This window comes from Labrys okinawensis (genome assembly GCF_047345005.1).
GTDB lineage: Bacteria > Pseudomonadota > Alphaproteobacteria > Rhizobiales > Labraceae > Labrys > Labrys okinawensis.
In genome coordinates this window covers 5400454-5414199 of the sequence record NZ_CP178864.1, presented here as the reverse complement: position 1 = coordinate 5414199, position 13746 = coordinate 5400454, and the positions used below count along the sequence as shown (strand labels likewise).

The window sequence follows — 13746 nt, the reverse complement described above, 5'->3', positions numbered from 1 at the left end:
ACATTGCATGTCACTTCAAATTGATCATCCCTTACTGGCGCTAACTTGTGTCACAAATTAGAAGGGTGGGGGCAGAATTTTAGTTAACGAGGTTTTTATTCTTACTTTTTTTGCCGGCGTTGCCGGGGAGCAACAGCAGCATCGTCGGCTCATGCAACCTTTCCCCGCTAATTTCGTTCATCCCCCGTACAGGATGGGGGCATCACCATGTGCGCAAGCTCCAGGACTCGGCGAGGTGTTTCCCAGTCGGGTCACACGTGTTCCGGTAAAAGGGACACGAACGGAGCATCGAATACAGGCTTCCCCTTATCGGAGGCCGCTATAGCCCAGCCTTAATGCTGCGGTCTGAAGTTAGGAAGTGGAAGGCATATTTCATGAATATTCAAGTTGATCCTTCCCAGTTCGCGAGATCCCTTCGTCCCTTCCTGCTGACAGTCCTGCTCGTGGCGCCATTCTGCCTGCTGAGGGGGCCGCTGCATTGGCACGGCTATTCCTATTTCCTGTTCCTGCCGGCAGTGGCGCTGGCCGAAATCTTCTTCGGCTTCGGCGTGGGCCTGTTCGCCATTCTGCTGACGGTATTCATCGCCACCTACTTCTTCATCGAGCCGATCTACACCCTCTGGTTCTCGCCCGCGCAACTGCCGGCGCTGGCGCTCTATGCCCTGACCTCAGTTGTGATTTTCGGCGCCTGCGAGGGCGTGCGTCTGCTCGTCCAGCATGTCTCTGATATCAGGCACAAAGCCTCTCACCAGGCACTGGGCGCGTCGGAGGCGGCCAAGCCCAAGCAGCGGGCTGTCTCGGTGGATATGTGGCGCGGCTTCGTGCTGTGCACGATCTTCATCAACCACATGCCGGGCAACGTCTTCGAGGCGATCACCTTCCGCAATATCGGCCTGTCCGATTCGGCCGAGGCCTTCGTGTTCATGTCCGGCGTTGCCATGGCGCTTGCCTATGGGCGCAAGTTCAACGGCGGTAGGGAATGGGACGTCTCGCTCATTCTGGTCAAGCGGGCGGTGAAGCTCTACGGCGTGCATCTCCTGCTGTCGCTCGCCGGCATCGCCATCTTTGCAGCCGGCGCCATTGCCTTGCATGCGCCCGGGTTGATGAACATGCATGGGCGCGACCTGTTCGTGCACGATGCCAACACCTTCTTGTTCGGCATCGTCTCGCTCGGCCATCAACTCGGCTATTTCAACATCCTGCCGCTCTATGTTGCCCTCATCGTGGTGGTGCCGGGCCTGCTCTACCTTGCCCGCATCCATATCGGCCTGATGCTGGCGGCCTCGGCGCTGCTCTATGCGCTGACCCGGTTCTATGGCTGGAACCTGCCCAACTGGCCGATTCCTGGCGGCTGGTTCTTCAATCCCTTCGCCTGGCAGTTCATCATGGCGATCGGCATTGCTGCCGGCCTTGCCATGCAACAGAACCGGCTGGTGCGCTCCAAGCCGCTGTTCATCCTGGCAAGCGTGATCGTTCTGGCGGGTGCCTTCGTTGTCACCAACGGCTTCGGGCTCTCCTTCGGCGTGCGTGATGCCGTCTACAACTGGCTGGATCTCGACAAGACCAATCTCGGCCTTGGCCGCCTGATTCACTTCCTGGGCCTGGCCTACTTCATCTACGGCCTCGGCATCTCGCCCAAGCTCGCATCGCTGCGCATCCTGCAGCCGCTGATCGTGCTGGGTCGCCACAGCCTGCTGGTGTTCTTCCTCTTGTCTCTGGTGGCAGCCTTCGGCCAGGTGCTGCTGCTGACGGGTCATAATGCGCTGTGGATCCAGGTTACCCTGCTGGTCGGCGGCGTCAGCTTCTTCTATGCCGCCGCCAAGTTCAGCGAAGCCGAGAAGGCTGCGGGTGGCCCGGTGATGGTGCGGGGTTGAGCAGCCCGATCGCCTCATGAACCGCGAGATCCGTCTCGCTACGGCCGCAGACAGTTCCGCCGTCCGGGCCCTGGTCTGGGCTGCCTATTCGCCTTACGTGGCTCGCATCGGCCGAGAACCCGGACCGATGGGCGATGACTATGACGCGCTCATCCGTGACGGCCGGGTGCATGTGATCGGGGAAGGGGAACAGATCCTGGGCCTCCTCGTTCTTCTCCCCGAACCCGACACCATGCTCCTCGACAATGTGGCTGTCGATCCCGCGCATCAGGGCTCTGGCGTCGGCCGGGCGCTCCTGCAGTGGGCTGAACAGGCCGCGCTCGGTGCCGGCTTTTCCGTAATCCGGCTCTATACGAACGAGGCGATGACAGAGAATGTCAGCCTCTATTCCCGGATCGGCTATGTCGAGACAGGCCGGGGCGAGGAGAAGGGGCTGAAGCGGGTCTATATGACAAAGCGCCTGCGCTGAAAGCGCGGGATGTCGTCAGTTCGGTGCCACAACCTTGATCTTCGGGTCGTAGGTGTAACTGACCTTCATGTCTTCACCGCCGGCCTGCATCGCCGCAATTCCGTTGGCCTTGAGGGGGCGTTTGGTAGAGGTGTCGACATAGAACATCACCGTCATGGCTTTCGGCGAGCCCGGGATTTCGAAGCTGTAGACGCTCACCGGCTTATGCCCCAGCTTCTTCCCGCCCAGGCATTGGATGTTCCTGGGCTCCTCGCCCATGAAGCCATCGGCAAGAAAGAGCATGCGCAATTCTCCGACGGCCTCGGCGGGCAGGGCCGTCCAGCCACCGTCGACCTTCGTGAAGCCCTTGCCGCCAATCAGGATGGCATCGCTGTGATTGCGATTGCCGCTGTCCTCGCTGTGCAGGTCCAGCGCATCCGGCAGAACGATCTTCGCGACGCTGGTGCGGGTGCTGGATTCGCCGGGCTTGCTGGTGGTGAAAGTGAGCTCGGTTTCCACCTTGCGAGGGCCGGCGTCATGATAAGCCTGCATCACCGCGGCAAAGTCTGCGGTGCAATCGGCATAGGCAAGGGATGGCGCGGCCAGCAGGGTGGCGAGCGCAAGGGCGGTGGGCAGGTAGCGCATAGTGGTTCCCGCGACTGGATGGCTCCGGCCGAACTGCGACGCCGGTTATTTTATGAGCCTCCATTCATGTCACGAAAATGTGTGCTGTAAACACCACTTTTCGATTTTCGGGGTATGCCCCAAAATCGGGATGTGTCGAAAAGGACACGGAATTTGCTCTGTCCAAGTTTTGTCGCGGACAGCCAGCCACGCCACTTTATTGGGGCTGGCGCTCCTGTGTCGCCTGGACAGGGCTAGAGCAAAGCGCGTTTAGGCGTAAACGCTGCTTTGCTCTAACTCTTTGTTTCGACGCGTCTTTGCGATTCTTGCCGATTCCGTCAAATCGCAAAACGCTTTAGAGTTTCAACGTCACCTTGGCATTGAGCATCTGGCTGCGCCGCGCGCTGGAGCCAATCTTGATTTCGAAATCGCCGGCTTCCAGCACGGGCTTGAGATCCTTGCCGTGGAAGGTGAGATCCTGGGCGGGCAGGGCAATGGTGACAGTGCCGCTCGAGCCGGGATCCAGCGTGATCCTGCTGAAACCCTTCAACTCAATCAAAGGGCGGGAGACGCTGGCGACGAGGTCGTGAGTGAAGAGGAAGACGGTCTCCTCTGCTTTGGCCTTGCCGGTATTCGTGACGGTCACGGTCACCTCGAGCGTGTCGGTTGGGCCGAAGACCGGCTTGCTCACCGCCAGCTTCGACAGCGCGAACTCCCCGTAGGTCAGGCCGTGGCCGAACGGGAAGTCCGGCGCATTGGGCGCGTCGATATATTTCGAGGTGTAGTGATCGTTCGGATTGAAGGGGCGGCCCGAGGGATATTGCGAATAGAAGAGCGGCGCCTGGCCCACAGCATTCGGCCAACTCACCGGCAGGCGTCCCGAGGGTGAGACCTTGCCGGTCAACAGGTCAGCGAGGGCAGGGCCCGCCTGTTCGCCTGGGAACCAGGCCATCAGCACGGCCGAGGCCTTGGGGAAGAGCCAGGGCACGGCGAGAGGACGGCCGGCAAACAGCACGACGATGACCTTCTTGTTCAGGGCCAGGATCGCCTCCGCAAGCTCGCGCTGCTTGCCCGGCAACTCCGGATGGGCGCGGCTTGCGGCCTCGCCGCTCATCGGCGCGGATTCACCGAGACAGAGCACGATGGTATCCGCGCCCCGCGCCACTTCGACCGCGGCTGCGATGCCGGAGGTGTCATTGCCGTCGATGCTGACGCCGGCGGCATGGCTGACGCTGCCCACCGCTTCACTGAGGCCTTTCAGCACGGTGATGCTGTCCTCGGCCACCGACGCACCACCCCAGGGGCCACGCATGTCGGCCTGCGCTTCGGCGAGCGGGCCGATCAATGCGATGCGCTCATGGGGAGCAAGCGGCAGCGCGCCGTTGTAATTGGTGAGCAGTACGCAGGATTTGCGCGCGGCATCGCGAGCCACCTCATGATGGTCGATGTTGCCGGCTAAGGCTGCAAGCGGAGCGGCGCCGCGCCGATAGGGCGCGTCGAACAGGCCGAGCCTTTCCTTCAGCATCAGCACCCGGCGCACGCAGGCATCGATCTCGTCCATGGTGACCAGACCGCGCGCGAGCGCTTCCGGCAGATGATTGCGATAGGCGTTGGAGACCATGTCGATATCGACGCCGGCGCGGATGGCGAGTGCCGCAGCTTCGGCAAGATCCGCTGCGACGCCGTGGTTGAGCAGTTCGGCGACGGCGTTGTAGTCGCTGATGATGACACCGTCGAAGCCGAGCTTGCCTCGCAGATAGTCCTTGAGCAAGGGCTCATGTACGGTCATGGGAATGCCGTCGAAGCACGTGAAGGCAGGCATGACGGCGGCGACGCCGGCCTGCACCGCCGCTTCGAAGGGGGGCAGATACACCTCATGCAGCGCACGCTCGGAGACGTCCACGCTGGCATATTCGCGCCCGGCCAGCACGGCGGAATAGGCACAGAAATGCTTGGCGGTGGCGGCGAGCGACCCGACGGTCGAGAGGTCGGAGCCCTGGAAGCCCTTGATCTTGGCGGTTGCCATCTGCTGGTTGAGCCAGGGATCCTCGCCCGCGCTCTCGACGATGCGGCCCCAGCGAAAATCCCTTGAGACGTCAAGCATGGGCGCGAAGGTCAGCGCCACGCCGTCGTTCCAGGCCTCGACAGCGGCGACGCGCGCGGTGCGAGCCCAGGCCACAGGGTCGAACATCGCCGCTTCCGCCAGCGGCACCGGGAAAGCGGTCTTGTGTCCATGGATGATGTCGAAGCCGAGCAGCAGCGGGATGCCCAGGCGCGATTCCTCCACGGCGATGCGCTGGACCTCGTTGACATGATCGGGCCCCACCATGTTGAGCAGGTTGCCGATATCGCCGGAGCGGATGGCATCGGGCGAATCGCCGCCGAGCAAGGGACCGGTCACCGCATAGCCGGAGGCGACCATGTTGAGCTGGCCTAGCTTTTCGCGCAGCGTCATCTTGGCAAGAAGAGTATCGATCCGGCTCATGGGTTATCCTTGCGCGTTGGTTCCCTGGGACCAAAGGCCTTCCAACCGTGGTCCCAGGAACGAAACTCTTCCTCTTGCATAACGCCTCGTGTCTTCTGTTCAAGTCACCCTTGCGATAATCCTGCGGCCAGCCCCAATCGGAGAGATGCAATGAGCGAGACAGAAAGCCTGGAGCGCTGGATCGAGCGGCAGTATCCCATCGCCGTCACCAATATGCTGCGCAGCATCTCGGCGACCGACATTACCAAGCCGCGTCCCGGCTTCGGCCAGACCATCGTGCCGGCGAGAGGCTCCGTGGTGGCTTCACCCGTGCCCGCCTCCTACGATCCCGACCCTGATTATTTCTTCCACTGGTACCGCGATTCGGCCGTGGTGATGGATGCGCTCAGGCTGGTGGAGACCGAGGAGGCCAGCGAGCATTTCTGCGATTTCGTGAATTTCAGCCTCAGCCTGAACGAACTGCGCGGCGTCGATCTCGTCGACGACAAGAGCTGGCGCGACGGCGTCGCGGAGGATTTCCGCCAGTTCGTGCGCGAGGACCACGACCTCGCCTCCGTGACGGTGCGGGGCGAGACCCGCGTCAATCCCGACGGTTCGCTCGACATTTCGCGCTGGAACCGCCCGCAATATGACGGCATCGCCGCGCGCGTGCTGACGGTTCTGCGTTGGGCCAGGAGCCGCGGCCCGTTCGGCGGCTTGAACGACGACGCGGTTTCCGAACTGCTGGATGAGGATATCCGCTTCGTGCTCGCCCATTGGCGCGAGCCGAGCTACGACATCTGGGAAGAAGAGAAGGCGCATCACTACTATACGCTGCGCCTCCAATGCGCAGCGCTGGAAGAGGGTGCGGCCTGGCTGGCGGGACAGGGCGATCCGGAGAGCGCGCACCAGGCTCGCGCGGCGGCCCTCGATATCCGTGGGCGGCTTGACCATTACTGGCATCACGAGCCCGGCTACTACCGCTCCCGCCTCACCGAGGACGGCAAGCCGACGCCGAAGGATCTCGACATCGCCGTGATCCTCGCCGCCATCCACGCCGCCGGCGCCTCGCCGGCCCATTCGCCAGCCGACGCCAGGGTGGAGAAGACGCTCGATGCGCTCGATGCCGTCTTCGAGGCAGACTACGACATCAATCACGACAGACCGGCGGGGCGCGGCCCCGCGCTCGGGCGCTACCGGGGCGATGAATATTATTCGGGGGGTGCCTACTATTTCTCCACCCACGCCGCGGCCGAATTCTGCTATCTGCGCGCCGCCGTGCTGAAGGCCGAAGATCCCGAAGCCGCCGCTCGACTGAAAGCCCGGGGCGATGGCTATCTCGAAACCATCCGGGCCTTCACGCCGGAGGATGGCGAGATGTCAGAGCAGTTCGACCGCAAGACGGGCGAGCACACTTCGGCAAAGCACCTCGCCTGGAGCTATGCGGGCTTCATCAGCGCGGTGGAGGCGCGGAGGGCGGCATGATTCCCGGGTGCGCGGACGTCTCGTCCGCATCTTGAACCTTAACGTTGGCAGGAGAGGAAGATGCGGACGAGACGTCCGCGCACCCGGGGTTCTGCCGAGGACGTCCGCGCTCCCAGCGCAGCTACTCCATCACCGCACTGTGATCCATCTTCGGTGCCTGCTTGGCCTTCTTCAGGAGGAACACCAGCGGCATCACCGCCAGCGACATGATCATCATCAGCTTGAAGTCATCGATGAAGGCGATGACGGTTGCCTGCTGGGTGATCATGCCTTCGATCGCGGTCAGGCCGCTCGTCGAGAAGGGATGCATGGCGTGGGTCGACGCCATTTCGCGCATGGCGGGGTTGTAGCGCGTCACATAGGTGGCAAGGTTGGCGTGGTTGACCTGCGTGTTCTCCGTCAGCAGTGCCGAAACCACCGAGATGCCGACACTCGAGCCGATATTGCGCGAGAGATTGTAGAGCCCGGTGCCGTCGCCGCGAAGTGACGCGTTGAGGGTCTCGAAGGTCACGGTCGTCAATGGCACGAACAGGAAGCCGAGGCCGGCCCCCTGCACGAAGCCGGTGACGACGATGCGGGTCTGCGAGACATCCGGCGTCCAGGCCGTCATGTCGTACATGGCCCAGGCCGTCAGCCCAAGGCCGATCAGCAGCAGGATGCGCGTGTCGACCTTGCCGATCAGCCGGCCCATCAGGAACATGCAGATCATGGTGCCGACGCCGCGCGGGCCCATGACGAGGCCTGCGGTGACGACGGGGTAGCCCATCAGCGTTTGCAGATAGGGCGTCATCAGCGCCATCGACGCGAGATAGGTCACGCCCACGACGAAAATGAAGAGCATGCCGACCGAGAAGTTGCGGTCGAGGAACAGGCGCGGTTTGACGAAAGTGTTCTCGCCCGTGAAGGTGTGCACCAGGAAGATATAGAAGGCGCAGGCCGCGATCAGGGCCTCGATCTGGATCTCACCCGACGAGAACCAGTCCTTCTGCTCGCCGCGGTCGAGAAACATCTGCAGGGCGGCGATGGCGATGGAGAGCATGCCGAAGCCGAGCCAGTCGAGCCTGGCGAGCATGTTGCTCTTGGTCTCGGTCACGAAGGCCATCACGCCCAGCATGGCGGCAAGGCCGATCGGCAGGTTGATGTAAAACACCCAGCGCCAGGAAATATTGTCGGTAAGCCAGCCGCCGATCACGGGCCCGAGCACCGGTCCGACCATGACCGAGACGCCGAACAGCGCCATGGCCGAGCCGCGCTCCTCGGGCGCATAGATGTCGAGGAGGATCGATTGCGACAGCGGCACCAGCGAGGCGCCGAAGAAGCCTTGCAGCAGGCGGAAGCCGACGATCTGGTTGAGGGACTGCGCCATGCCGCAGAGCATTGAGGCGACCACGAAGCCGATGATGGCCGACAGCAGCACGCGCTTGCGTCCGAACCGGGCGGCGAGGAAGCCCGATGGCGGCGTCATGATCGCCGCGGCGACGATATAGGACGTCAGCACCCAGTTGATCTGGTCGGCGCTGGCGGCAACGTCGCCCTGGATATGGGGCAGGGCGACATTGGCGATGGTGGTGTCCAGCGCCTGCATGATCACCGCGAGGATGACGCAAGCCGTTATGGCGCCGCGATTGGCGACCGGCACGAAGGCCGGGATCGCAAGCGGCGCCCTGCCGGGGGCGGCGGTAGCGGACGCACTCATGGTAGGCTGTCCTTGAAAAGACTTTTTAGCAAAAGGATTTGTTCGAAAAACTTAGTGTAAAATATCAGGGATGCGCGGGGCAGGAAAACCGCTCCGCGCCGCCTTTCAGCCCTTGGCTGGTTCGGCCTTCTTGCCCTGCCAGCGGTCGATGAGGTCCTGCACGAAGTCGGGCAGGCCGCGGGCATGGCCGGTGTCGACACTGACTTCGGCGCTCATGCCTACACGCAGAGGCGGCTTGTTCGGATCATTCTCGATCGTCACCCGCATCGGGATGCGCTGCACCACCTTCACCCAGTTGCCGGTGGTGTTTTGCGCGGGCAGCAGCGAGAAGCTGGAGCTGGAGGCAGGGCTGATGGTCTGCACCTTGCCCTTCCATTCCACGCCCGGATAGGTGTCGACGGCGATCGTCACCTCCTGGCCGGGCTTGACATAGGTCAACTCGGTCTCCTTCGGGCTGGCGTCGATCCACATATCGTTGGTCGAGACCAGGTTGAAGGCCTGCTGCGAGGCCTGGAGATATGCACCGGCCTGCAGGCTGTCGACATTGGTGACGATGCCGTCGAAGGGCGCCTTCACCATGGTGTCGTTGAGGTCGCGTTGGGCGTTGTCGACCGCCGATTTCGCCTGCAAGTAGAAGGGGTTCTGCTCCACCGGCTGCGAGGCGTCGCCGCCGAGCTGGGCCAGCATCGCCTGGGCCTGTGCCTGTGCCACCAGCACTTTCTGGTTGGCGGCGTCGAGGTCATGCCTGGCCGAGTCGAAATTGGCCTTGGAGGCGGCCGAACTCGTCTGCAGGTCCTGCTGGCGCTTGTATTGCAGCTGGAAGAACGGGATGTCCGCCTTGGCCTGCTCTATCTGGGCCAGAGCCAGCGTATAGCTCGCCTGCAGTGTCACCACCTGGTTGCGCACCGTGCCGAGCTGGGCCTGCGCGCCGGCGAGCGCGATCTTGTAGGTGTCCGGACGCAGGCGATAGAGCAGATCGCCCTTCTTCACCGTCTGGTTGTTGTGCACGTCGATCTCGATCACCGTCCCGGCGACATCGGTGGAGACGCCCACGGTGGCCGCACCGACATAGGCATTGTCGGTCTCCATGACCTGTCCGCCGGTGACATAGTAGTAGCCGCCCGCCACCAGGGCGACGGGCAGGAAAAGGAACAGGAGCGGACGCAGCAGCGAGCGCTTCTTTTTGGGGGTCGGGGCGGCGACTGGCGTCGCAGGAGCCGGTGCCTGGGAAGCGTTTGTTGCTTCGCTGGGCTGCTCTACTGCGGGTTTGTCGGGGGCGACGCGATTTTCGATACGCGTGACATTATTACTTCCGTCAGCCATGACTTGCCTCTTTGCCATCGACCGGCAAGCGGCAGGCTTCCAGCAGATTGGACTTCATAATTGTTAAGGTGTTGAGCAATTGAATACGTTCCTGGTCCGATATGCCGGCCAGGGCCTCTGCACGAGTTGCTTCTCCGATACCCCGGATTTCGGTAAGAAGGGGGTAGGCTTCGGGTGTCAGGAAAAGCAGCCAGATCCGCCGGTCCGCCGCATGCTGGCGCCGCTCGACCAGGCCGCGCGCCTCCAGCTTGTCGAGGATGCGCACCAGCGTGATGGGCTCGATTTCCATGATATCGGCGAGCCCGCCCTGATGGATGCCTTCGTTCTGCGACAGATAAGCAAGAGTTTGCCATTGCGAACGAGTCAGTCCCAGGTCGCGCGCCCTTTGCTCGAAACGCTTGCGCAAAAGGCGCGCCACGTCATGCAGGACAAAGCCAAGGGTTGGTTGTGTGAGCATGATCAGGACAGACTCTGTTGATAATGAGGTTGCTTATGATCCATGTTATCTATAACAAGGTTGCAGGGATTGCAATCGCTGAAATGGCTCGGGTGAAGGAAATGGGCCGCTATCACATGAAATTTGATCGTCTGATGATGGTTTTCGCCGCGGGGGCCGCATTGGCGCTCGCTGGTTTCATCATGACGCTGGGGGCGGAAACTGCCCGCGCGGCGCCCAATTTCGTCAGCTGCGGCGGGGCTGCCATGCTCGGCGGCGCCCAGCTCAACTGCAGCCACCTCGAGCCTAAGAAGCCGGCGCAATTGTGCAATTTCAGCTGGAGCCTGCTCCTGCCGAACAATGTCCCGCAGGTCGTGAGCGGATCCTTTCTGCTGCCACAGGGGGCCAACAATGCGATCGTTTATCAGGGCACCGGCTTTGTGGGCTCCCTGACCGCACCCGTCATCCTATGCGCCGATCAGCATTGAGCGACCTTTCATAATCCTTTGTGCATCCGTCGGGATTTCCACAAAATCCCTGCGGTATGGCCGCAAAGCTGCCTCGTTTCGTTCAGCCTTTATACAAACAAGGCGCGCTATCCATGTCGGTAGCGCGTAAAGATAGGCTGGGAGCCACATCGCCTGCCCTGTATGTGCCACCTGCGCGCAGGCGAGCCCGGTAAGAAAACGAGGGCCAGGATATGATCTCAAGGATGAGGACTGCCATCGGAACGTTGCTTGTTCTGATGGTGGTGACGATGCTGCTTCCGCCGGCCTGGGCCCAGGATGCCCAGGCGCCATCGCCCCAATCGCAACAGGAAAAGCGCATTGCGCTGGTCATCGGCAATTCGTCCTATGCGGGTGGCACCTTGCCAACGACCGCTAATGATGCCGGCCTGATCGCCCAGACTCTGCAGGCGGCCGGATTCGACGTTGTCGGCGCCCGCGACCTGGACCAGGATGCCCTGCGACACGCCTTCCGCGACTTCCTCGACAAGGCCGGGCAGTCCGGCCCCGATACCGTCGCCTTCGTCTATCTCGCCGGCTATGGCGTCCAGCTCGAGGGGCAGAACTACTTCGTGCCCGTCGAGGCGAAGCTCGCGACGCCGGCTGCCATTCCCTCCGAGGCCGTCCGACTTTCCGATTTGATCCAGCCTTTGGCCGGGCTGCATCTCAGGGCGGACATGGTCGTCATCGATGCCGCCCGCGCCAATAAATTTGCCCAGGGCGACCAGCCTCTTGCCGGTGGCCTCGCGCTGATGGACGCCAACCCCAATTCGCTCGTCGCCTTCAACGCGGCGCCCGGCACGGTGGCGCCGCAGGAGCAGGGACCCTATGGCGCCTATGCCCAGGCTCTCGCCGAGACAATACGGGTCGGCGGCCTCCCGGTTGCCGATGTGTTCGACCGCGTGCGCCTGCGCGTCAATGAGCAGACGCAGGGCGGCATGCTGCCCTGGAGCGTCTCGCGTATCAGCGAGCCCTTCGTGTTCTTCGATCGTGGGCAAGGCGCACCGCCGCCTCAGGCGACCTATTATGGGGACAAGTCGCTGCAGTCCAAGCACATTGCCGACTTCGATGCGCGCGATGCCTATGCCGCCGCCGTGGCCCGCGACACCCTGCCGGCCTATCAGGATTTCATCACCGCCTATCCTCGCGATCCGATGGCCAAGCGCGTGCGTGCCATCATCGCAGCCCGCCGCGAGGCCATTACCTGGCGCGAGACCTGGACGCGCGACACGCCCAATGCCTACTGGTCCTACCTCAGACGCTATCGGCGGGGGCCACATGCCTGGGATGCGCGTCGCCGCCTCGACTATCTCTCGGCCGCACTCGAGCCGCCGCCCACCTTCGACGTGATCGACTACGACGTGCCGCCGCCGGAAGAGGACGAGATCGTCTATGTCGATCGCCCCGTCTTCATTTTCTCGGATCCTGATTTCGACCTGCCTCCGCCGCCTCCGCCGCCGATCATCTTCCTGCCGCCCCCACCGCGCGAGTTCATCGTGCTGGCGCCGCCGCCACCGCCGCCTGATCCCTATCTCCTGCCGACGCCCCCCTTCGTTGCGGTGCCGGACTGGGTGAGGCCGCCGCGCTATGTCGAGCCGCCACCACAGAATTTCATCTTCAACAACATCCACGATGCGCGGGTGATCAATGAACGGATCAACGAAGCGCCGCGGCAGGAGGGCCTGACGCCCGGCGAGAAGGCGGGAGCAGCGCTTGCCATCGGCGCCGGCGCCGCTGCCGTTGCCCTGCCGCTGTTCCTGCGCAACCGCGCGAACCGTCCGCCGGCGCAGGGGCAGCCCGGCGTCGGTGGCGCTCCCGTGCTGCCCGGTGTCGCGCCGCAGCCGGGGCGTTTGCCACCGGCCCAGACCCTTCCCGGCATGAACGGTCAGCCCCTGCCGCTCAACAAGGGTCGTCAGCCTTTGCCACAGCCCGGCGTCATTCCCGGCCAGCAGCCGGGCGGAAAGATCCAGCCCGGCCTGCAGCCGAGCAACCAGAACCAGCCCGGCACCTTCCTGCCGGGGCAGCAGAATCAGCCGAACCAGCTCAACCAGCCGGGTGCCGGGGTCGCGCCTGGAGTTGCCGGCCAGCCGGGGCAGAAGGGAAACCTCCGTTTCCGCAAGCAGCGAGGCAACGCACCCCTGCAAGGCGGGCAGGTCCAGCCGAATGTGCAGACCGGCCAGCCTGTACCCGGTGTGGGTCAGCCTGTGCCAGGTGTGGGTCAGCCTGTGCCCGGTATAACTCCAGGCAAGCCACAAGCCGGCCGTAGGCGCCTGCCCGGCCAGCAACCGGGTGCGCCGGGTGGCGCCGGATCCGGGCAACCGCTGCCTGCGACGCCTGTCCAGCCTGGCGGCCGGCAGCCGCCCGTGCCGGGTCAGCCCGCCCTGGAGCCGGGTGTCACGCCACAAGGCGGTCAGCAGCCATTGCCGCGGGCCAAGCGCTTCAACCAGGCGGCGCCGCCGCAGGGCGGCCAGCCGCAGACGAACAATCCTCCGCAGCGCTTCAACCCGCAGAGCGGCCAGAGGCCGCGGATGCAGTTCCAACCTCCGGGGGGCGAGCAGACGCCTCGCCAGCAGCTGCGCCCGCAGCCGCAGTTCCAGCCGCGTCCTCAGCCCCAGATGCAGGTGAGGCCGCAACCGCAACAGCAGCCGCGTCCTCAGCCGCAGTTCCAGCCGCGTCCTCAGCCGCAGTTCCAGCCGCGTCCTCAGCCGCAGTTCCAGCCGCGCCCGCAGCCCCAGATGCAGGTCAGGCCGCAACCTCAACAGCAGATGCGCCCGCAGCCGCAGGTCCGTCCGCAGCCACAGCCACAGCCGCGTGCTCCCGCTGCGCCTGCCGGACGCCCCTGCGGCCGTCCGGGCCTGCCGCCCTGCCAGTGAGTTCTGCCGCCTCGTCG

9 protein-coding genes and 1 pseudogene are annotated in these 13746 nt (G+C 63.6%); 5 read left to right on the top strand and 5 right to left on the bottom strand.

Translation table 11 applies throughout. The annotated features are described in order from the left end of the window. Nucleotides 1–374 precede the first annotated feature (374 nt). Nucleotides 375–1874, top strand: a complete 1500-nt coding sequence (opgC, locus tag ACMDCR_RS25285) for an OpgC domain-containing protein (protein WP_413989266.1) — start codon at nucleotides 375–377, stop codon at nucleotides 1872–1874. 16 nt (nucleotides 1875–1890) lie between these two features. Continuing rightward, nucleotides 1891–2343, top strand: coding sequence for a GNAT family N-acetyltransferase (locus tag ACMDCR_RS25280; RefSeq protein WP_413989265.1), 453 nt, complete (start codon nucleotides 1891–1893; stop codon nucleotides 2341–2343). Between the two features lie 15 nt (nucleotides 2344–2358). On the opposite strand, the gene ACMDCR_RS25275 is transcribed toward ACMDCR_RS25280, so the two are convergent. Beyond that, nucleotides 2359–2967 (bottom strand): hypothetical protein, encoded by a 609-nt coding sequence (locus ACMDCR_RS25275; RefSeq protein ID WP_413989264.1) that lies wholly within the window; start codon nucleotides 2965–2967, stop codon nucleotides 2359–2361. A 334-nt stretch (nucleotides 2968–3301) separates the two neighbouring features. Beyond that, nucleotides 3302–5431, bottom strand: a complete 2130-nt coding sequence (locus ACMDCR_RS25270) for a glycoside hydrolase family 3 N-terminal domain-containing protein (protein WP_413989263.1) — start codon at nucleotides 5429–5431, stop codon at nucleotides 3302–3304. Between the two features lie 150 nt (nucleotides 5432–5581). On the opposite strand from ACMDCR_RS25270, the gene ACMDCR_RS25265 reads away from it, so the two are divergent. Continuing rightward, entirely contained in the window at nucleotides 5582–6895 is a 1314-nt protein-coding gene (locus tag ACMDCR_RS25265; RefSeq protein ID WP_413989262.1) for a glycoside hydrolase family 15 protein, read from the top strand. Nucleotides 6896–7133: 238 nt separating this feature from the next. Here ACMDCR_RS25265 and ACMDCR_RS25260 read toward each other — a convergent pair. The 3 genes and pseudogenes from ACMDCR_RS25260 to ACMDCR_RS25250 form a co-directional block, all read right to left on the bottom strand. Continuing rightward, nucleotides 7134–8480: pseudogene (locus ACMDCR_RS25260) on the bottom strand (DHA2 family efflux MFS transporter permease subunit); the annotation flags it as partial. Nucleotides 8481–8696: 216 nt separating this feature from the next. Next, nucleotides 8697–9914 carry an HlyD family secretion protein gene (locus tag ACMDCR_RS25255; RefSeq protein WP_413989261.1) on the bottom strand — a complete coding sequence of 406 codons (1218 nt, stop codon included), beginning with the start codon at nucleotides 9912–9914 and terminating at the stop codon, nucleotides 8697–8699. Continuing rightward, on the bottom strand, nucleotides 9907–10371 hold the full coding sequence (locus ACMDCR_RS25250; RefSeq protein WP_413989260.1) for a MarR family winged helix-turn-helix transcriptional regulator: 465 nt from the start codon (nucleotides 10369–10371) through the stop codon (nucleotides 9907–9909). The genes ACMDCR_RS25255 and ACMDCR_RS25250 overlap by 8 nt, the downstream gene beginning before the upstream one ends. A 116-nt stretch (nucleotides 10372–10487) precedes the next feature. Between ACMDCR_RS25250 and ACMDCR_RS25245 the strand changes: the two genes are divergently transcribed. Both ACMDCR_RS25245 and ACMDCR_RS25240 read left to right on the top strand, forming a co-directional pair. Next, nucleotides 10488–10838 (top strand): hypothetical protein, encoded by a 351-nt coding sequence (locus tag ACMDCR_RS25245; RefSeq protein WP_413989259.1) that lies wholly within the window; start codon nucleotides 10488–10490, stop codon nucleotides 10836–10838. 224 nt (nucleotides 10839–11062) lie between these two features. Further along, the gene (locus ACMDCR_RS25240; protein WP_413989258.1) at nucleotides 11063–13729 is read left to right on the top strand and encodes a caspase family protein; all 2667 of its coding nucleotides are present in this window, start codon (nucleotides 11063–11065) and stop codon (nucleotides 13727–13729) included. Nucleotides 13730–13746: the final 17 nt, after the last annotated feature.